The sequence below is a fragment of the Perspicuibacillus lycopersici genome (assembly GCF_025660475.1).
Taxonomy (GTDB): domain Bacteria; phylum Bacillota; class Bacilli; order Bacillales; family Caldibacillaceae; genus Perspicuibacillus; species Perspicuibacillus lycopersici.
This window is the reverse complement of sequence record NZ_JAOUSF010000002.1, coordinates 327,659-347,549: the sequence shown is the minus strand read 5'-3', so window position 1 is coordinate 347,549 and position 19,891 is coordinate 327,659. Positions and strand designations below refer to the sequence as shown.

18 protein-coding genes and 1 riboswitch are annotated in these 19,891 nt (G+C 38.1%); of the genes, 14 read left to right on the top strand and 4 right to left on the bottom strand.

What is annotated here, in order from left to right:
* Positions 1 to 73 precede the first annotated feature (73 nt).
* The 7 genes from OEV98_RS05760 (at position 74) to OEV98_RS05730 (ending at position 8,493) form a co-directional block, all read left to right on the top strand.
* Positions 74 to 712: a bifunctional 4-hydroxy-2-oxoglutarate aldolase/2-dehydro-3-deoxy-phosphogluconate aldolase gene (locus OEV98_RS05760; protein ID WP_263072263.1), complete on the top strand. Its 639-nt coding sequence runs from the start codon at positions 74 to 76 to the stop codon at positions 710 to 712.
* A gap of 15 nt (positions 713 to 727) precedes the next feature.
* Positions 728 to 1,723, top strand: coding sequence for a 2-dehydro-3-deoxygalactonokinase (locus tag OEV98_RS05755; RefSeq protein WP_263072262.1), 996 nt, complete (start codon positions 728 to 730; stop codon positions 1,721 to 1,723).
* A 772-nt stretch (positions 1,724 to 2,495) separates the two neighbouring features.
* The gene (gene dgoD, locus OEV98_RS05750; RefSeq protein WP_263072261.1) at positions 2,496 to 3,644 is read left to right on the top strand and encodes a galactonate dehydratase; all 1,149 of its coding nucleotides are present in this window, start codon (positions 2,496 to 2,498) and stop codon (positions 3,642 to 3,644) included.
* 204 nt (positions 3,645 to 3,848) lie between these two features.
* Positions 3,849 to 5,993, top strand: coding sequence for a glycoside hydrolase family 3 N-terminal domain-containing protein (locus tag OEV98_RS05745; protein WP_263072260.1), 2,145 nt, complete (start codon positions 3,849 to 3,851; stop codon positions 5,991 to 5,993).
* A gap of 159 nt (positions 5,994 to 6,152) precedes the next feature.
* Complete coding sequence (locus OEV98_RS05740; protein ID WP_263072259.1) at positions 6,153 to 6,932, top strand: sulfite exporter TauE/SafE family protein; 780 nt, start codon at positions 6,153 to 6,155, stop codon at positions 6,930 to 6,932.
* A gap of 99 nt (positions 6,933 to 7,031) precedes the next feature.
* Positions 7,032 to 7,544, top strand: a complete 513-nt coding sequence (locus OEV98_RS05735; protein ID WP_263072258.1) for a GNAT family N-acetyltransferase — start codon at positions 7,032 to 7,034, stop codon at positions 7,542 to 7,544.
* 766 nt (positions 7,545 to 8,310) lie between these two features.
* Positions 8,311 to 8,493, top strand: a complete 183-nt coding sequence (locus OEV98_RS05730; RefSeq protein ID WP_263072257.1) for a hypothetical protein — start codon at positions 8,311 to 8,313, stop codon at positions 8,491 to 8,493.
* 32 nt (positions 8,494 to 8,525) lie between these two features.
* Here the strand turns inward: OEV98_RS05730 and OEV98_RS05725 are convergent, their stop codons facing one another.
* Complete coding sequence (locus OEV98_RS05725; RefSeq protein ID WP_263072256.1) at positions 8,526 to 9,434, bottom strand: nuclease-related domain-containing protein; 909 nt, start codon at positions 9,432 to 9,434, stop codon at positions 8,526 to 8,528.
* A gap of 1,579 nt (positions 9,435 to 11,013) precedes the next feature.
* Between OEV98_RS05725 and OEV98_RS05720 the strand changes: the two genes are divergently transcribed.
* The 3 genes from OEV98_RS05720 (at position 11,014) to OEV98_RS05710 (ending at position 13,304) form a co-directional block, all read left to right on the top strand.
* Positions 11,014 to 12,063: a 2,3-butanediol dehydrogenase gene (locus OEV98_RS05720; protein WP_263072255.1), complete on the top strand. Its 1,050-nt coding sequence runs from the start codon at positions 11,014 to 11,016 to the stop codon at positions 12,061 to 12,063.
* A gap of 343 nt (positions 12,064 to 12,406) precedes the next feature.
* Positions 12,407 to 13,105 carry an NAD(P)H-dependent oxidoreductase gene (locus OEV98_RS05715; protein WP_263072254.1) on the top strand — a complete coding sequence of 233 codons (699 nt, stop codon included), beginning with the start codon at positions 12,407 to 12,409 and terminating at the stop codon, positions 13,103 to 13,105.
* 16 nt (positions 13,106 to 13,121) lie between these two features.
* A complete protein-coding gene (locus OEV98_RS05710; protein ID WP_263072253.1) occupies positions 13,122 to 13,304 on the top strand; it encodes a hypothetical protein in 183 nt (60 codons plus the stop codon).
* 59 nt (positions 13,305 to 13,363) lie between these two features.
* Here OEV98_RS05710 and OEV98_RS05705 read toward each other — a convergent pair whose 3' ends face one another.
* Positions 13,364 to 13,585: a hypothetical protein gene (locus OEV98_RS05705; protein ID WP_263072252.1), complete on the bottom strand. Its 222-nt coding sequence runs from the start codon at positions 13,583 to 13,585 to the stop codon at positions 13,364 to 13,366.
* Between the two features lie 507 nt (positions 13,586 to 14,092).
* Here OEV98_RS05705 and OEV98_RS05700 point away from each other — a divergent pair.
* Entirely contained in the window at positions 14,093 to 15,022 is a 930-nt protein-coding gene (locus OEV98_RS05700; protein WP_263072251.1) for a DUF4349 domain-containing protein, read from the top strand.
* Positions 15,023 to 15,175: 153 nt separating this feature from the next.
* On the opposite strand, the gene OEV98_RS05695 is transcribed toward OEV98_RS05700, so the two are convergent.
* A complete protein-coding gene (locus tag OEV98_RS05695) occupies positions 15,176 to 15,715 on the bottom strand; it encodes a competence protein ComK (RefSeq protein WP_263072250.1) in 540 nt (179 codons plus the stop codon).
* Between the two features lie 725 nt (positions 15,716 to 16,440).
* Entirely contained in the window at positions 16,441 to 17,451 is a 1,011-nt protein-coding gene (locus OEV98_RS05690; RefSeq protein WP_263072249.1) for an LCP family protein, read from the bottom strand.
* A gap of 294 nt (positions 17,452 to 17,745) precedes the next feature.
* A riboswitch (cyclic di-GMP riboswitch) is annotated at positions 17,746 to 17,831 on the top strand.
* Between the two features lie 41 nt (positions 17,832 to 17,872).
* On the opposite strand from OEV98_RS05690, the gene OEV98_RS05685 reads away from it, so the two are divergent.
* The 3 genes from OEV98_RS05685 to OEV98_RS05675 all read left to right on the top strand — a co-directional run bounded on the left by OEV98_RS05685 (position 17,873) and on the right by OEV98_RS05675 (position 19,599).
* The gene (locus tag OEV98_RS05685; RefSeq protein WP_263072248.1) at positions 17,873 to 17,995 is read left to right on the top strand and encodes a hypothetical protein; all 123 of its coding nucleotides are present in this window, start codon (positions 17,873 to 17,875) and stop codon (positions 17,993 to 17,995) included.
* Between the two features lie 368 nt (positions 17,996 to 18,363).
* Positions 18,364 to 18,849, top strand: coding sequence for a sigma-70 family RNA polymerase sigma factor (locus OEV98_RS05680; RefSeq protein WP_263072247.1), 486 nt, complete (start codon positions 18,364 to 18,366; stop codon positions 18,847 to 18,849).
* Between the two features lie 207 nt (positions 18,850 to 19,056).
* Positions 19,057 to 19,599, top strand: coding sequence for a zinc ribbon domain-containing protein (locus tag OEV98_RS05675; RefSeq protein ID WP_263072246.1), 543 nt, complete (start codon positions 19,057 to 19,059; stop codon positions 19,597 to 19,599).
* The last annotated feature ends 292 nt before the right edge of the window (positions 19,600 to 19,891 follow it).

The window sequence follows — 19,891 nt, the reverse complement described above, 5'->3', positions numbered from 1 at the left end:
TTTTCGAAGATGCTTTGGAAAAGTTAACATCCTCACGTGAAACACCGATTCTTTTTAAAACGAGGAGATGCGTGTGGAGAAAATATTACAGCGAATAAAGGAGGAGAAAATCATTTCGATTATTCGAAGTGAATCGCTCCAAGATTTAGATTCTGTTGTCGAAGCGCTCTATACTGGCGGTATTCGTTTAATCGAAATTACAATGAATACGCCGAATGCACTAAAAGGAATCAAAAGGATTCAAGCAAACTACCCTGACATGCTAGTTGGCGTAGGCACTGTTGTTAATGCCGTAGATGCGAAACAAGCGATACAAGCAGGTGCAGCATTTTTATTATCACCGAATTTGGATGAAGGAGCTCTGCAAGTAGCAACAGAACAGCAAGTCCCGTTTTTTCCTGGCGTGTTCACAGCAACCGAAATTATCAAAGCCTGTACGCTTGGAGCACCTGCTGTAAAAATTTTTCCAATAAGGTCTGTTGGTGCCCAGTACATTAACGACTTGAAGGGTCCCCTACCAAAGGTGAAATATATTCCAGTTGGCGGGGTTGATTTGACTAATATCGACGAGTTTGTTGTCTGTGGCAGTTTTGCAATTGGCATTGGTTCTTCACTCGTAAGCGAAGCATTAATCCAGCAAAAAAAATTTCAAGAAATCCAGGAACGAGCGCAACAATTTGTTTCCGCTGGAAAAAGAAAGATCAATCAATAGCTGGGAGAAAAAACTATGTATATTATCATGATCGATTCGGGTACAACCAATTCACGAATACGGCTAGTGGATGCGAATAGTCGGGTAGTAGATGTTGTGAAGAAAAATGTCGGTATTAAAAATATCGCGATTGATGGCAGAAAAGAACTGCTTTCCGATGCATTACGAGAGGGAATGAAGGAATTATTCGTACGCAACCATTGTAAGCAGCAGGAGGTAAAATATATCGTTGCCTCTGGTATGATTACATCTAATCTCGGACTCTATGAAGTACCTTATGTGTGTGGACCTGCTAATCTAGGAGATTTTGCAAAAGGTGCGAAACTAGATATTTCTCCGCAGCTCATGAACATTCCATGCATATACATTCCAGGAATGAAAAATAAGCTTACTGCTACAGCCGAGGAGCAACTGGAGAACATCGACCAACTGGACGTGATGCGTGGAGAAGAAGTGGAAACATTTGGGCTGCTTGAGCAATTACGTTTGCATGGGAAGGGGATGATGGTCCTACCAGGATCCCATACGAAATTTGTCATGGTCGACGATAGAACGATCACCTCCTGTTTATCCACCCTTTGTGGCGAAGCAATCAGTGTTTTAGGAACGGACACGATTTTGCGTGATTCCCTTAACAAAGACTTGCTCTCAACAGTGGAAAAGAAGTTTTTACTGATGGGAGTGAAAGCAGCACAGGTACATGGACTTACCCGTGCACTCTATCATGTACGATTAATGCACCTATTTTTACCGGCCGATGAAACCGAGCGAACCAACTACTTTGTCGGAGCATTAATCGGAGCGGATATTGCCGCATTAATAAGTAGGGTAGACCTGTCCCAGTTTGATTGGCTAGTCATTGGCGGAGGCAACCCTTTGCGTACTGCTTTCACAACAGTATTCTCAGAACTATTTGCCGGAAAAATAATCGAAGCTACAGATGAACAAGTCGAGCACTCGACTGTAATCGGTGCGAAAATGATAGGGGATTTAATGATAACAGGTAAGTGAGCAGGAAATCCGTTAGATAAAGGGTAGTAAAAGGAAAGCAAGCAAGGGATTGGTGGGAAATCCGTTAGATAGATAGTATCAAACGGAAAGTAAGCAAAAACGCGAGCCAAAATCCGATAGATAGATAGTATCAAAAGGAAAGCAAGCAAGAAGTCGATCCCAAATCCGATAGACAGATAGTATCAAACGGAAAGTAAGAAAAAACGCGAGCTAAAATCCGTTAGATAAAGGCTATCAAACGGAAAGCGAGCAAAAACGCGAGCCAAAATCCGATAGACAGATAGTATCAAACGGAAAGTGAGCAGGAAGTCGATCCAAAATCCTCTAGATAAAGGCTATCAAAAGGAAAGCGAGCAAAAACGCGATCCAAAATCCGTAAGATAAAGTCTATCAAAAGGAAAGCAAGCAAAAAGTCGATCCCAAATCCGATAGACAGATAGTATCAAACGGAAAGTGAGCAGGAAGTCGATCCAAAATCCGTAAGATAAAAGCTATCAAACGGAAAGCGAGCAAAAATGCGAGCCACAATCCTCTAGATAAAGGCTATCAAACGGAAAGCGAGCAAAAACGCGATCCAAAATCCGATAGATAAAGGCTATCAAAAGGAAAGCAAGCAAAAACGCGAGCCCAAATCCGATAGACAGTTAGTATCAAACGGAAAGCAAACAAAAACGCGAGCCAAAATCCGTAAGATCGCATTCCTCACAAGCAAAGTAAGCAAAAAGTTAATTTCAAATCCATTTGATTGATAAAACAAATGAGGTGACAAGTGTTGAAAATAACGAGTTTAGAATGCTTTATCGTACCACCAAGATGGTTGTTTGTAAAAATTGCAACCGATGAAGGGATTGTTGGCTGGGGTGAGCCGATTGTGGAAGGAAAGGCAAGAACCGTTAAAGCTGCAGTGGAAGAGCTAGGGGAGCAATTAATCGGGAAAAATCCATTACGAATTGAAGATCATTGGCAAATGATGTACCGATCTGGTTTTTATCGTGGCGGTCCAATTTTAATGAGTGCGATTGCTGGAATTGATCAAGCACTTTGGGATATTAAAGGGAAATACTACGATGCACCGGTGTATGAATTACTTGGTGGTGCATGTCGGGATTCTGTAAAAGTATACTCCTGGATAGGCGGCGATCGCCCAAGTGAAGTTGGCGAGGAAGCTAGTGAGCGGAAAGCAGCAGGGTTTTTAGCAGTGAAAATGAATGCAACAGAGGAATTGCAGTATATCGATTCCTATAAAAAAATCGATATGGTGCTCGAAAGGGTTGCTGCTGTTCGGGAAGCGGTTGGTGATGATTTTGGAATTGGCATCGATTTTCACGGTCGAGTACATAAACCAATGGCAAAAATATTAGCCCATGAACTACAAGTATATCGGCCAATGTTTATTGAAGAACCAGTCCTACCGGAAAATAACGAAGCATTAAAGGAAATCGCCCAAGCAACGACAATTCCAATTGCAACAGGCGAGCGAATGTTTTCACGCTGGGACTTTAAGGATGCACTAGCAAGCGGTTCGATTGCAATCATTCAGCCAGATCTTTCCCATGCGGGCGGGATAACCGAATGCCGAAAAATTTTTGCGATGGCAGAGGCTTATGATGTTGCAGTTGCACCACATTGTCCATTAGGTCCGATTGCGCTCGCTGCTTGTTTACAAGTGGATGCAGTTAGCCACAATGTGTTCATTCAAGAGCAAAGTCTTGGCATTCATTATAATCGAGGAAATGATTTACTCGATTACCTCGAGGACCCAACGGTATTTGAATATAAAGACGGGTTTGTTGAAATTCCAAAGGGACCAGGACTCGGTGTGGTAATTAATGAAGCGTTTGTTAGAAAGCAAGCAGAAATTGGTCATAACTGGAAAAATCCGGTTTGGCGGCATAAGGATGGAACGATTGCAGAGTGGTAACAAACTAGAAAACTAGCGTATATGTATATTTTTGAGGACTGAGCTTTTGTGCTAGAAACGAAAAAGCACGATGGAACAGCCCTCTATTTTTTATCTTATAAACAATGTAAGGGATTACAAACGACTGATTATTTTGATAGAATAATAAGATACAAGCATCTTGTTCAGGCAAAAATAATAAAACTAGAGGGAAGTAGGATCATTATGGAAAACCAACAATTGCTGAATATTATTGACCAGCTAACGTTAAAGGAAAAGATTGCACAATTAATACAATTATCCGGTGTGGCCTTTGATGCAAAAGATAGTGAAATTACAGGTCCGCTAGAGGAAATGAATATGGATCTTGATACATTACATCATACAGGCTCAGTCCTTGGTATATCTGGGGCATCAGAGGTTATCAAGCTGCAAAAGGAATATTTAAAGCATAATCGCCACGGGATTCCATTATTATTTATGGCAGATGTTATTCACGGCTACAAAACGATTTTTCCAATCCCGCTTGGTATCGGGGCAACTTGGGATTTGAATTTAGCCGAAAAAAGTGCAGAGGTTGCGGCACTCGAGACAGCAGTATCAGGCGTTCATGTGACATTTGCACCAATGGTCGATTTAGTAAGAGATCCACGCTGGGGACGAGTGATGGAATCTACCGGTGAGGATCCGTTCTTAAATAGTGAATTTGCTAGAGCGTTTGTCCGCGGATTCCAGGGCAAGGATTTGACAAATGATGTCGGTCGCGTTGCAGCATGTGTGAAGCATTTTGCCGCATATGGTGCCCCAGAGGGTGGGCGCGATTACAACACTGTCAATATGAGTGAGCGACAAATGCGTGAGCACTACTTACCTGCCTATAAAGCTGGCTTGGATGAAGGTGCCGAATTAATAATGACCTCCTTCAATACCGTTGATGGAATTCCAGCCTCCGCAAACAAGCATCTCATGAAAGACATTTTGCGTGAGGAATGGGGCTTCCAAGGAGTTCTCATTTCAGACTGGGGTGCGGTGAAGGAATTAATTCCTCACGGAGTCGCTGAGGATGAAAAAGAGGCAGCGTATAAAGCGATGCGCGCTGGAGTTGATATCGAAATGATGTCCCCATGCTATGTCCATCATTTAGAGGAATTAGTACAAGAGGGAAGCATCGAGGAAGCAGAAATTGATCAAGCTGTCCTGCGCGTTTTGCAATTGAAGGACAAGCTTGGCTTATTTGAAAATCCGTACAGAGGAGCAGATGAGCTTCGGGAAAAAGAAGTAGTCTTAAGCGCAGAACATCGCAAGGCTGCCCGTGAAGTAGCAGCAAAATCCTTTGTGTTATTAAAAAATCAAAATCAAACACTACCCTTACAAAGGGACAAAAAGCTTGCGTTAATTGGTCCGTTCGCGAAAAGCAAAGACATTTTAGGCTCATGGTCATGGTTAGGGGCACAGGACCAGGCTGTTTCCATTTTTGATGGATTCGTCGCAAAAACGGATGTAGCGAATCTAGTAGTTGCCCAAGGCTGCGAGGTAGAAACTAGTACAGCGGAAATGCTCGCGGAAGCGATCGAAACTGCAAAAAATGCAGATATTATTGTATTAGCGCTTGGGGAAGCAGCATGGATGTCTGGGGAATCGAATAGCCGTGCAAGTATTCAATTACCAGCCGTCCAACTAGAGCTAGTGAAACAAATAAAGGCATTAAATAAACCGATCGTTACCATCCTTTTTAATGGCCGACCACTCGATTTACATGGCGTATTTGAAGAAAGTGATGCGATACTAGATGTTTGGTTCCCAGGAACAGAAGGGGGTAATGCAATTTGTGATGTATTATTTGGTGATGTTAATCCATCCGGTAAACTAACAATGTCATTCCCGTATTCGGTCGGCCAAATTCCGGTGTATTATAATCACTTTAACACCGGTCGCCCACAAAGTGGACCATATGGTACGCGATATTTGGACATCCCAATTGAGCCACTTCTACCATTTGGCTTCGGGCTTAGCTATACAACTTTTACCTATAGTGAAATGCAAGTAACAAGTACGGTTTTAACAAAGGATAACCCAATTCAAATCCAAGTGGATGTGACAAACAGTGGGGAGCTAGCTGGTGAGGAAATCGTTCAATTTTATATTCGGGATATTGCAGGTGAAATTGTTCGCCCTGTGAAGGAGCTAAAAGCTTTTGAAAAAGTAAGCTTACAACCAGGTGAAAGAAAAACAATCACCTTTACGTTAACGGAAGAACAATTACGTTATTATCACTCTGACCTTCAATGGCAAAGTGATCCAGGAACCTTCGAACTTTTCGTCGGACCAAACAGTAGAGACGTCCAATCGATAAAAATTATACTAAAATAGTTATCAATCCCCTCTACATTAAGTGGAGGGATTTTTTATTTTTAAAAATTTTTTACAAAAGCTTACGAAAAAAGATAACTTCCTATTAAATGACAAAATAATAGTATGATAGACTTATTCTATAAGACAAACAACTATTTCATAGGAAGTGGAGTTTTCATGACAATCGGAATTATTTACTTTTTCGTGATCATCTTTGCAAATGCCGTTGGCTCATTAACAGGAATGGGTGGCGGGGTCATCATCAAACCAATTTTTGACGCAATCGGTGCCCACAGTCTAGTTGCAATATCCTTTTATTCCTGTGTCGCAGTATTAACGATGTCGCTCGTATCTACCATTAGACAATGGCGAAGCGGAGGAAGGTTTAAAGGAAAACCAGCAATCATGATAATTATCGGTTCGATTTTCGGTGGAATATTAGGCAATATTGGATTTGAGCAGTTACTCGTTATTTTTTCAAAAGATTCTACTGTACAATGGATTCAAATATTGCTCACCATCATTTCACTAATTTTTGCCTTGCTTTACACGATGAAAGGCTGGAAATCGCTCCAATTAACAGGATTACTTAGCTACGGTTTGATCGGCATTTGTTTAGGCTTTTTAGCATCATTACTAGGAATCGGTGGCGGTCCAATAAACGTTGCCATCTTAATGTTTTTCTTTGGCATTCCGATAAAAAAAGCAACGGCCTATTCCATATTAACAATTTTATTTTCCCAGCTATCAAAATTTTTAACCATTGGCTTCACCGTTGGCTATGTCAGCTTTGACCTTTCCATTTTATTAGCAATTATTCCGGCTGCCATTTTAGGCGCATTAATCGGTGCAAAACTAAGCAAAATTCTAGTGGATAAAGCAGTCTTAATCGCCTACCAAGCGATTGTAATCCTTGTGATTATCTTAAATATTAGTAACGGAGTATTCATGTTTTAGTTATTTTCGGGAAAACTATCAGTCAATCACGATTTCAGTATAGATAGTAAAGTAAATAAAAGAAATTTGCGTGAAAGCAACAGGATAAGGGTGAGAAAAATGACAGAGATGGTACGCGCAAAACAATCCGATTTTGAAGAAATTGTCGCAATGTATGAATTGTGCAAAGCGGATTTATTAAGCAAAGAGATATATCAATGGGATGAAACCTACCCCAATCGTGAATATTTAGCAGATTGCATCGCAGAGGAGCATTTATATGTATTAAAGGAAAATGAAAGAATCGCCGGAGCAATCGTCTTAAATAAATGGCAAGCTGAAGAGTGGCAGGAAATTTCCTGGCAATTTGAAGAATCGGATTGTTTAATTGTCCATACATTTTGCATCCACCCGGATTTTCAACGCCAAGGCCTCGGCAGCACTCTCCTCCGCCTAGTAGAAGAACATGCGAAAGCACGGGGCTACACAAGCATTCGCCTCGACGCCTTTGCTGGAAACCCTTCCGCCTGGAAATTCTATGAACGCAAAGGCTACGAAAAACGCGGCGAAATCCGCTTTACGTTCAAACCAGAGGGGCATCAAAGGTATTATTGTTATGAAAAGGCGATTTAAGCGATTGTAATGAAATTCATTGATAGAAGGTATCCAAAGGGAATCCGTTGGAAATTGATTTGATTAGAGGGTATCCAAAGGAAGTCCGTTGGAAATTGACTTGATTAGAGGGTATCCAAAGGAAGTCCGTTGGAAACTCATTTGATTAAAGGGTCTCAGAAGGAAACTGGGAAGGTAAACTAGTTGTAATCCGTTTGATAGACTGTATCAACAGGAAAGTGAGCAAGGAATCGATTGGAAATCCGTTTGATAGACAGTATCAACAGGAAAGTGAGCAAGGAATCGATTGGAAATCTTTTTGATAGACAGTATCAACAGGAAAGTGAGCAAGGAATCGATTGGAAATCTTTTTGATAGACAGTATCAATAGGAAAGTGAGCAAGGAATCGATTGGGAATCCGCTTGATAGACAGTATCAACAGGAAAGTGAGCAAGGAATCGATTGGAAATCCGCTTGATAGGTAGGATCAAAAGGAAAGTGAGCAAGGAATCGATTGGAAATTCGTTTGATAGACAGTATCAACAGGAAAGTGAGCAAGGAATCGATTGGAAATTTTTTTGATAGACAGTATCAACAGGAAAGTGAGCAAGGAATCGATTGGAAATTTTTTTGATAGACAGTATCAACAGGAAAGTGAGCAAGGAATCGATTGGGAATCCGTTTGATAGACAGTATCAATAGGAAAGTGAGCAAGGAATCGATTGGAAATCCGTTTGATAGGTAGGATCAACAGGAAAGTGAGCAAGGAATCGATTGGAAATCCGTTTGATAGACAGTATCAATAGGAAAGTGAGCAAGGAATCGATTGGAAAACCGTTTGATAGACAGTATCAACAGGAAAGTGAGCAAAGAGAACAATCGGAATCTATTTTAGAAAGAAGACAAGTAGACTCCCGAAAACGAATCTATAGTAATCCTCATCTAAACTATTTCTATCCACATCTATAATGTAATGAATCATCAGTTCCGATCGATACCAGTTATTCATAATATGACCATCGATGATTTCCCACTTTTTTAAAATGTTTTCCCAAAATGTAACCAATTCGTTGTTTAGATTGTACTATCTTACACCATTTATGGATTGCATTAGTGGTTATTTTTTCAGTAGGAAAGAGAAGTTTGAACTCTTCTACACTCCTAATTACGGCTTTAGAAATTAACTCTTCCTGCCCACACTCTGAGCAAATGCATTTCCATCCTTTTGTTAGAAGTGAAAATGAATTGCAATTTACACAGGTAATTCCTTTCCTTACTTGCTCGTAATTAAAACTTGGAATCGAAGTAAATGGATAATTTGGTTGGTGTAATGATATCAATTGTTGAGCTAATTTTCTGTGCCCATCATGGAGTTTTGATGGCATCTTTTTTATATCTTGAAAAAATCTTTTTATCTGAGTTGGTAGAATAATTGGTTGATCCATAGGGGCTTGATAAAGAGTGAACTCGGGATTAATAAAGAGTACGTGGCCTTCTACAAGAAAATTTTGATTGAGGTTTTGAAGGAGTTGTCGGAATAGTGTTTCTGTCCTTTTAAGCTGAATAATAGGGTTTTTATATTCACGACTAGTTTTAACACTATAAAGTTTTTCAGAGTCTAAATAATAATCCCCTTCGTAATTTTTTATTTCAAAAAAATGAATAACTCCTTGCAAAATAATTATTGTATCTATTTGAAAAAAAGAGTTGTTAACCTCAAGGAGTAAATCGTTTATTATATACTTTTCTTCCTGAAGATTTTCAATGAGCTGGTCAAATTTTATCTCTCCTTCAAATCCTTTTTCCAGATTTAAATAGTGATATTTTTCCTTTTCCGTAAGGTTCACCCGATTCATTAAATAGCGCATTATTTGAAGTTCTACTGATTCTATTCTTTCTTTCAAAATCATAAACTCTTTCCTTTCTTAAATATATTTTGGTGCGTTATGGATAGATTTTTTTAGAAAAGGTAGAAGTTCTGGAGAATTAATGAGGTAGGGTCTAAGGTTATTCAATCAGGATTATACGGTAATATTTAGAAAATTTCAATTAAAAAATCTCCTGTTTTTAAGAGGAGCTTCCCCAGTTGATTCAGCATCTTTAGCTGTATCAACTGGAAATCGAGCCCAAATCCCATTGACGGAAGCTATCAAAAGGAAAGTGAGCAAGAAACCCAACCCAAATCCGATTGACGGAAGCTATCAAAAGGAAAGTAAACAAGAAATCGAGCGTAAATCCGATTGATAGAAGCTATTAAAAGGAAAGTGAACAAGATATCGAGCGTAAATCCGATTGACCGAAGCTATCAAAAGGAAAGTGAGCGAAAAATCGAGCCCAAATCCGATTGACGGAAGCTATCAAAAGGAAAGTAAACAAGAAATCGAGCGTAAATCCGATTGATAGAAGGTATCAAAAGGAAAGTAAGCGAGAACCCCAAGCAAAATCCGATTGACGGAAGCTATCAAAAGGAAAGTAAGCAAGAAACCCAAGCAAAATCCGATTGACGGAAGCTATCAAAAGGAAAGTGAACAAGAACCCCAAGCAAAATCCGATTGACGGAAGCTATCAAAAGAAAAGTAAACAAGAAATCCAAGCAAAATCCGAATGACGGAAGCTATAAAAATGAAAGTGAACAAGAACCCCAAGCAAAATCCGAATGACGGAAGCTATCAAAAGGAAAGTGAACAAGAACCCCAAGCAAAATCCCATTGACGGAAGCTATCAAAAGGAAAGTGAGCGAGAAAACCCACCAAAACCCGATTGATAGAAGATATCAAAAGGAAAGTAAGCGAAAAATCCCGCCAAAATCCGATTGACGGAAGCTATCAAAAGGAAAGTGAGCGAGAAAACCCACCAAAATCCGATTGATAGAAGGTATCAAAAGGAAAGTAAGCGAGAAATCCAAGCAAAATCCGATTGATAGAAGGTATCAAAAGGAAAGTAAGCGAGAACCCCAAGCAAAATCCGATTGACGGAAGCTATCAACAGGAAAGTGAACAAGAACCCCAAGCAAAATCCGATTGACGGAAACTATCAAAAGGAAAGTGAACAAGAAAACCCGCCCAAATCCGATTGACGGAAGCTATCAAAAGGAAAGTGAACAAGAACCCTAACCAAAATCCGATTGACGGAAGCTATCAAAAGGAAAGTGAACAAGAACCCTAAGCAAAATCCGAATGACAGAAGGCTTCAAAAGGAAAGTGAACAAAAACTCCGAAATCCAAGAGATAGCGAATCACAAAAGGAAAGCTACCAGGAAACCTTGCCAAACCAAAATCTATGAAAATAATAAATAAGTTAATAACTATCACCTTCGGATCGGAGGAATAAAACAACTCTCCAATTCCCCCCTAAAAAATCCATTCACAAAACCCTCCCACAAACTAAAAAAATCACCAAACTACCAATTTTCAAAATACTACTTGTGATGTTCTTCACAAAGTTGTATACTATACATGTAAGGTATTCCACAATGAAAGGGTCGATAGTATGAAAGCATTACGATGGTATGGTGTGAAAGACTTGCGATTAGATAATATTGAGGAACCAACTCCAAAGAAAAATGAAGTAAAAATTAAAGTGGAATGGTGTGGAATTTGCGGTAGTGATTTGCATGAATACACCGCTGGTCCAATCTTCATTCCAACAGAAGCTCCACATCCATTAAGTGGAGGAAAGGCTCCAATTGTGATGGGTCATGAATTTGCCGGACAAGTTTTAGAAGTTGGCGAAGGTGTAACAAGAGTCGCTGTAGGAGACCGTGTGGCTATTGAACCGATTTACTCCTGTGGAGAATGTGAAGCATGTAAACAAGGTAAATATAATTTATGTGAAAAAATGGGATTTTATGGTCTATGTGGAGGCGGCGGTGGTTTTTCTGAATTTGCTGCTGTACCAGAACATATGCTGCATAAATTACCAGAAACCGTATCCTATGAACAAGGTGCACTTGTCGAGCCATCCGCAGTTGCACTACACGCTGTAAAACAAAGTAAATTAAAAGTAGGCGATAAGGCAGCTGTTTTCGGAACAGGTCCTATCGGATTATTAGTTATTGAAGCATTAAAGGCAGCAGGTGCTGGAGAAATCTATGCAGTTGAATTATCTGAACAACGTCGAGCAAAGGCAGAGGAGCTAGGTGCAATTGCGATTGATCCAAACAAAGGGGATGTTGTTGAACAAATTCACCAGTTAACAAATGGCGGCGTGGATGTTGCATATGAAGTAACAGGCGTACCACCAGTATTAACCCAAGCAATTTTATCAACAAAATTCAATGGTGAAACAATGATTGTAAGTATCTTTGAAAGAGAAGCATCCTTACACCCACAAAATATTGTCATGAAAGAACGCACAATCAATGGAATCATTGGATACCGCGACGTATTTCCAGCAGTTATTAGCTTAATGGCACAAGGTTATTTCCCTGCAGACAAGCTAGTAACGAAACGAATTACACTTGATGAAGTAATTGATGAGGGATTTGAAGGATTATTAAGAGAAAGAAATCACATCAAAATTTTAGTAAAAGCAGAATAATTAGTAGAAAATAGTATTATTAGAGATTAATAAAAAATTGTATGTATCGTAACAATACAAAACAATGAAAAAGGGGATCCTGCTAAACAAGTAGGATCCTTTTTTGCGCCAAAAATACCCCTCAAACAAAGGTATCCAGCAACACTTTTTAGGGTAAAATAATAAAAAAGATGCATAGTATCAGTATTTTTTTCGAAAAAATAGTATGATAGATTTTAATAGTAGCCGAACGGCTAATGTTCCTAAAAGTAGACATAGCTGTCCATTATGAAAAAGATGCATATAGAATAATAAAAATGACATATATTAGCAATAGAATCTATGAACGGAAGGAAAGTGCCGAATGAAAACTTTGTTAATTGTTTCACATCCAGATATATTAGAATCTGGAAGTCAGCAATATTTTTTAAGCTCGTTAAAGGAGAATGTGGCGGTAACGCTTCATCATTTAGAATCGATTTATCCAAATGGAAAGATAGATGTAGCAAAAGAGCAAGCATTATTGAAGCAGCATGATCGAATCATCTTTCAATTTCCATTTTATTGGTACAGCTCACCACCATTGTTAAAGCATTGGCAAGACGTTGTTTTAACGGATGGGTTTGCTTATGGAAATAGAGGCAATGCACTTGCTGGCAAAGAATTTGGCTTAATTCTCATGATTGGCATTCCTGAACGTGAATATCAAGCAGGTGGATCAGAACTATTTAGTATTAATGAGCTCACCAAGCCATTTCAGGCAATGAGTCATAAAACCGGTATGAAATACTTGAAGCCATTAACGATTTATCAGTTTGCTTATTTAGAAGAAGAGCAAAAAATGGATCTGCTTATTCAATACTGGCAGAAGCTTACGATGGAGGATGAAGTAAGTCTCAAAGCACGGGAAACATGGTTGGCTGCCGAATTAGAACAAGCGATGGAAAAAGCAGCTGGCACACAAGAAGCGGAAATTTTCCAATATGCAAAATCACTAATCGAAGAAAATCGAATGACAATAGACGGATTAAAAATCGTGCTCGATCAAATGCATCAAAATTAACAGGGAGGTAATAGCATTGGAAAATGAAGAATGGGTATTACAGGAATTAGAACGGTTATACCACAGTAGCCAAGACTACAATCAAGTAACATTAATCAAAGCAACCCAAGAATTAATAAAAGAACAAATGAAGCGCATATATCAAATGGAAGGCGAAATCGACGGTACGCTCTGGAGCCCGAAAAGATGGTCAGAATAGCATAGTAAATGTTAAAAGGTAAATATTCACGATGGAAAGCAAAAGCTCCAGAGGTCCGCTTATCCATTCTGGGTATTTACCTTTTGCAAACGTAAAATAAAAATAAAAGCAAAAACATATACCGCAGACATTACTAACGAGAAAGTCGCATAACGAATAGCGAACAAGTAATTCAAGCCGAACAACGGTGTCCTAAATACTACATAAAATGGATATTGGATTGAAGCAATCATATCCAACAAAGCATGATCGGTCATCACATCCTCAAACAGTTTCATCACATACACAACAATCCCCGATAGAAAACCGAAAAGGAAAAATAGCTTTGTGCCGTTTGTAAACTTCCTACGCTCAGGGGCTTTTTTTAAATATAGTAGTAAAACAATAAGAAATCAGGCAGTTACAAGCAAATGAATAATATTCAAAGTCGTATCCGGATACTGTAAGGACGGAACGAAATTTGTAAAAAATGCGATTAAGTATAAAAAGAGTCGTTTTCCTTTCATCTTATCACCTCAAATAATTATTATTTAAAAAATCTAACAATTCAGTTTATATGTATATTAACATATATTTCCTTTTGAAAGTAAACCTTTTTCCAAAAGCTGTTTTTTTGAGGAAAAACTATGTTTCAGTCTGCTGGCTTTTTTCAAAGGCAATCCACCCCTATTACAAAAATACTAATTCTACCTGAAACCTTTTCTCAAATCCTTCCGTCAAAAATGTAAAGAACAGCATCACTATCAAAAAAATTTTATGACCTTTAGACAAAATAACGGGGTGGTCAAATGAAGAAGATTGGCTATTTATTGCTTGTATTGCTGCTTAGCCTTTTCGTAACAGCTTGTAGTGGCAGTCATTCGGAAAGTAGTGAGAAAAGCGCAAATGATGCAGTAGAAAGAGATATGGGCAGTGCATCAGAGGAAGGGAAATCAACAGTAGAAACTAGTGTTGGAGACGGAGACGGAGAAGTAGCTGGTACAGAAGCTGGAAATCGCACACCAGCGCTTGAAACGATCGCCAATACCGAAAGAAAAATTATTTACACAGCAAATCTTCAAATCGAGGTAAAAGAGTATCAACAAGCATTGGAGGACATAACAGAGCAGGTAACTGCCTCAGGTGGTTATATTGTAAGTTCCACCATGTACGAGGATACGGAAGCAGATGCTACGAATGGCGAGTTAATGGTACGAATCCCACAAGATAAATATCCGACATTTATCGACGAAGTGGAGCAGTTAAGCAGTAAAGTGCTCGAAAGCTCGGTAACCGGACAGGATGTAACCGAAGAATATATTGACCTAGAATCACGCCTGAAATCCAAACGGGTCGTGGAAGCTCGTTTACTCACCTTTATGGAACAGGCGGAAAAGACGGAGGATTTATTAGCGATATCGGACGATTTAGCAGCCGTTCAGGAGGATATTGAAACAATCATTGGACAAATGAATTATTTAGCCAATCGCTCGGATTTAGCGACCATTACAATTAATATGTACGAAAAAAATGTAACAATCGGTGGCCTCGGGGATGATGAGCTAAACACATGGGAAAAAACGGTGGAGCAGTTGAAGAAAAGTGTGAATTTCCTCCTTCATATGTTCTCTGGACTTGTTGTGTTACTTATCGGGAACATACCAATCTTCATCATTTTAGGTGCTATCGCAGCAATTACCTTCTACATCGTAAAAAAACAGCGAAAAAAACAATCATAATAAACATCCCCTTACGGAAAGCAAGCGTAAGGGTTCTCTTCTAATTTGGATAAAAAAATAGTGTGTGCCTCTGTTGATCGCTTCCTCGTCCATCCGGGCAAACACTGGAAATGTTTATAATATGTAAAAAAGACCTTTATTAAATCATGCGCCTTATTGCTTTGGCAAATATTCGATAGGATTTTCTAAAATATAGCTCACTTGCACTGGCTGCAGCGTATTTCTTATCGCTTGTATATTTTTAGATAATTCCACATATAAATGCGATGCTTGGGCAATTTTTGCCTGTAAGGATCTTTTGCTCATCGCAATAGAGATGGATTGACCGTGCTTCGTATATACACGTGTCTTTTTTTTGCCGATTTCTTGAAAATCCTCAATATGTGATTTCACTAGCCAAACAGATCCTCGCTTATCTAATGTATCACATGGGATTAAAATAATTTCAATATGAGGTACGAACGCAGCTGGAACCTTGTACTTTCTGTTTAATATGACTCGTGCGGCTTCAATGGCACCGTCCAAATTATTGCCAACTTTATGAAACGAATGATTAATAATATCGAGCGGCTTTTGTTTGAAAATAAAAACTTGCTTCCCCTCCAAAATCATCGAATATTCGTTGCCATATTCATCAAACTTAGAAATAATGGCAGATGTATTATAATTAATTAAATACATCTTTTCAATCATTCTATACCTCCCTTTAGCCACCTTTTTGGACAAGCAATCCAAATGGAAAAATATTCGAACGACATATTGCTTATTTCGCGACATTCAATAAAAAGAATGCGCCAATCATTGCAACTCCTATAATTTAACATACTATTCATCGGGAAAACATTTATGTCGGAGTAATTAGACGAATTACAATATTCCGTCTATATATATCTTACAACAAAATAGTGCAAATTTCATCATAATTTTACAAAAAAATACAAAAAAGGAGAGGCTTCTCCAATGATTGCATTCACCTGAAAAGTTTGTAGAACTATGCCAGATAAGGATTTTTCCTACTTTTATAAAAAAATAGAAGTAGGAAATTAGACCTATTTAAGTGGAAATAGGAAAATGATAATATTACTGTAAAGTTGAAATTATGTAAATATTCTTTATAAGGAGAAATTAGAAAGGAGGATAGGTGTGGCCTATTATTTATTTAAAGAGATTTGGACACCGTTGAAATTTTTAAGAATTAGAATATTCTATGAACCTACTGAAAGAAAATATTGGGTAAAGGTAGGGAACAAACCTAGAAAACGAATGTTTGAAAGGGCAAGCTAACAACTGAGACCAGCGATTAACAAACGTATAGAGAATAATATTATTCAATCACTGGAGACTCTAACAGAGGCTTCTTTTTTTTGTGTAAAAAAAGAGAAGTAACACCATTGAGCATTACTTCCACTTCACCTCTATTAATTATGAATAAAATACTCATCGACAATTTTCTGCATTTCGTCTTCGTCAATGACAATTTGAGAATTATTCGCCTGCAAGATGTCATCGTACAGTGTTTGTCCTTTACCTATCAATTGATGATAATGTACTTGCTTACTTGGATCAAAATTTTTCACCGCAAATGCAAAGCTTAGCATATCTGCTTGTTTCATATTTGTTTCGACAATAAAGTCAGGAACTGCTTTTACTAGCTCAGGAAGTTTCGGCAAATTACTAGTTTTTAATGCTTCCTTTGCAATTCCTTTCAATGCTTCACTTTGCAACTCTTGGCGACCATATTCCCCATTATCTAACGAATACCGCTCATGAACTAGCTCCGTGACCATTTTCCCATCAAAATTATAAGAGCCAGCGGTTATTACTTTTCCACTGTTTTCTGGATACCAAGGATGTGTTAATGTCACATCAAACGGTACATTCATCTCGATACCACCAAGTGTATCTACGATTCCTTCTAATCCCCAATAATTGGTTTCCACATAATAGTTAATAGGAATCCCAGTAAACTGGCTAATCGCCTTCACAGCACCTTCAATTCCTTCTTTGGAGCCGTTGTTCGCCTGTAAAATATATTGCACACTAGTCAATTTCGTGTAACCATAACCGTCCAAATACACCCGTGTATCACGCGGAATGCTCATAATATGATATTCATAGTTTTTTAAATTTACACTAACTACCATCATGGAATCGGAGTGACCAATATTTTTCCCTTTCCGTTGGTCTGACCCGATGAGCAGGACATTAAAGATAGGATCATCAAGTTTTACCGTATCATCCGTCTTTCCATCATTATCTGTATCCACTGGATCTGCTGAAAGGACAGGCACCTCTTTAAAATGATTCTCTGGCTTTAGCTGAAAATAAGCAGCTACTCCAACACCAATCAATATGACAAAAAACGCTAAAACACTAAATCCGATGATTTTCCATTTGCTTCGCTTCTTTTTCTTTTTCTCAGCTCTCATACACACGATCCTTTTAATTTTAAAGTTTTGAATGATTAAATTTTACTATTTGTTCGATAATCTGTAAAATACTTTTCGACAACTTCCCATTCCATTCGACAGAAACCTGCAATAAACAACAGTAAAAACAGGATAATCATGCAGTCAAAATGTTGAATTATAGTAAAAATTATCAATTTATCATAACAAATAGATTTTTCCAATAATTAATTCGGATAAGTTTGACAATATGGTTATTTGGACCTATTTCTAAAAATATAAGGAAAAGCGTATAATGGGTATAAATACATAGTTCGTACGAAAGGGCTAAGCCATTGAAAAGTGGTGTCGCAAAACTAAAGGGGCTAAGGTTTTTGAAACTATGTCAGCCAGTTACCGAATACACCTTCTACGAATTATAAAAAAATCTGGAGGGGTTACTATGTTACTATTTATTGCTGGTAGCGTTACAGGCTCTATTGCTATGCTTTTTACGCTTAGTTTAACAACTGTTGCGAAAAGAGCAGACGAGCACAACAAGATTGTTTATAGCAAATACGAATAAATTTAATTCAATACGCGAGGAAGAAACTGATCATTAAGGGGGTCAGTTTTTTTTTGTTTTTTTTTCGAAACCTGTCATGTATTTGGAAACGCTCATACTACTTGTAAAATCGCTATACTTAATTCCAAAATGTATTCCTATTTCATATCTCCCAAAACAACAATTACATTTTAGAAAATTCTGATAAAAATTCCGAAAATCGCAAAAAATAGTAGCTACACATTCGATATTAAGCAAATTTCTTAAGCAAAATTGCGTTTTTGTTAATTTATCGAAAATTTTGTTGATTAGACACATTGTACTGTCCTTATTATGTTAAAAGTACCCGGGAATACAGCGAAAGGCGCGTCTTTCAGAAAGGTACTTTAATGAAAGACTTTACGGAAGTAGTGAAAGAGATGACCCCAATCATTCATTCGATTATTCGTAAATTGAACATTTACAAAAATGAGGAGGAGTATTTTCAAATTGGGTTAATAGGTTTATGGGAGGCATATCAATCGTTTAATCCGGAAAAAGGTTCTTTTTTGACCTATGCCTATTATTCGATTCGCGGCCGGATCTTAACAGAGCTAATAAGAGACATGATTAAGGACAAAAACGAAATGTATGTAGAAGATCAGCAATGGGAACGAATAGAAGATAAGCGAACAGGATTACGTGATGAGCAACGGCTGCAGCTTAATGAAATGATTGCAATGCTCCCGGCGCGGCAAAGGCAAATTATGGAGCTTCATTACGTACAAGGAAAGAAACTAACGGAAATTGCCTTCGAGCAAGGGGTGAGCTATTCTACTGTGAAACTATGGAAGCGGGACCTGCTTGCTAATTTAGAAAAACAGTTATTCGATTAAAAAGGTACATCTATTTTACTAGAAAAATAATGATAGAAAGGAGAGCCAATAATGTACAACTGGTTCTCCTTATCTATAAATACGTTTAAAGAAAAAGCAGGAAAAATATGCTAGCATGTTTATTATTTTAATAAAATAGCACTTTAGTTAACGTACTGTCTAATAGTATAATATTTACAAATAGACAGAAATGAGGGAAGTTTCTTAATGGAGATGGTGGATCAAGTTTCAACAAGTGAGAGGAAACCAAAGTTCTGTCCACAATGTGGAACAGCTATCGAGAATGAAGTGAAGTTCTGTAAAAAATGTGGACATGCATTACATGCATCAATCGAGTCAGAGCCTGCGAGACCAGTACAAACAAATGTACAGCCAAAGAAAACGAATCGTACCGCAATAGCAATTATCTTAATTCTTATCGTTGCTGGCATTTTTATTTACAATCACTGGCGGGACCCTCTGAACCGGATTGAAGGCACCTGGTATTCACCTGAATGGGAAGGCTACATGGATATCGATGTAGTTGGCGATGATAAACTTCGCATCACCACCTATTACGAAGGAGAGTATGAACCAGATGATATCGAAATGGTAAATATTTTATCAACAAATGCTGAGAAAATCGTCACCGAAATCGATGAATATACGACTGGCCATTTCGAATTAAAAAATAGCTCTACGATGTATTTTTATTTAGAGGATGAAGATGGTTATTCCTATGATGATGTCATCCGGATGGTAAAAAAATAACAGCATACAATGGAAACAAAACTCGTAACTAACATTCGGTTACGAGTTTTTTTATTAGCCAAGGCTGTAAAAATAAAACAAACGTTTGATTAAAATGGTGAGAAACAATGCAATTGCTAGATTGATAAAAAATGGGAGGAAAAATTTTGAAAGATTTTTCGATTACTTGGTAGATTTTCAAAAAGAATTCCATCGGAAGAAGGCAGCAAAATACTATTTTAGGATAATATCACTTTTCGGAAAAAAATATACATTCATTGAATGACAGATTGTTCTTATTTTTCGTTCGTTA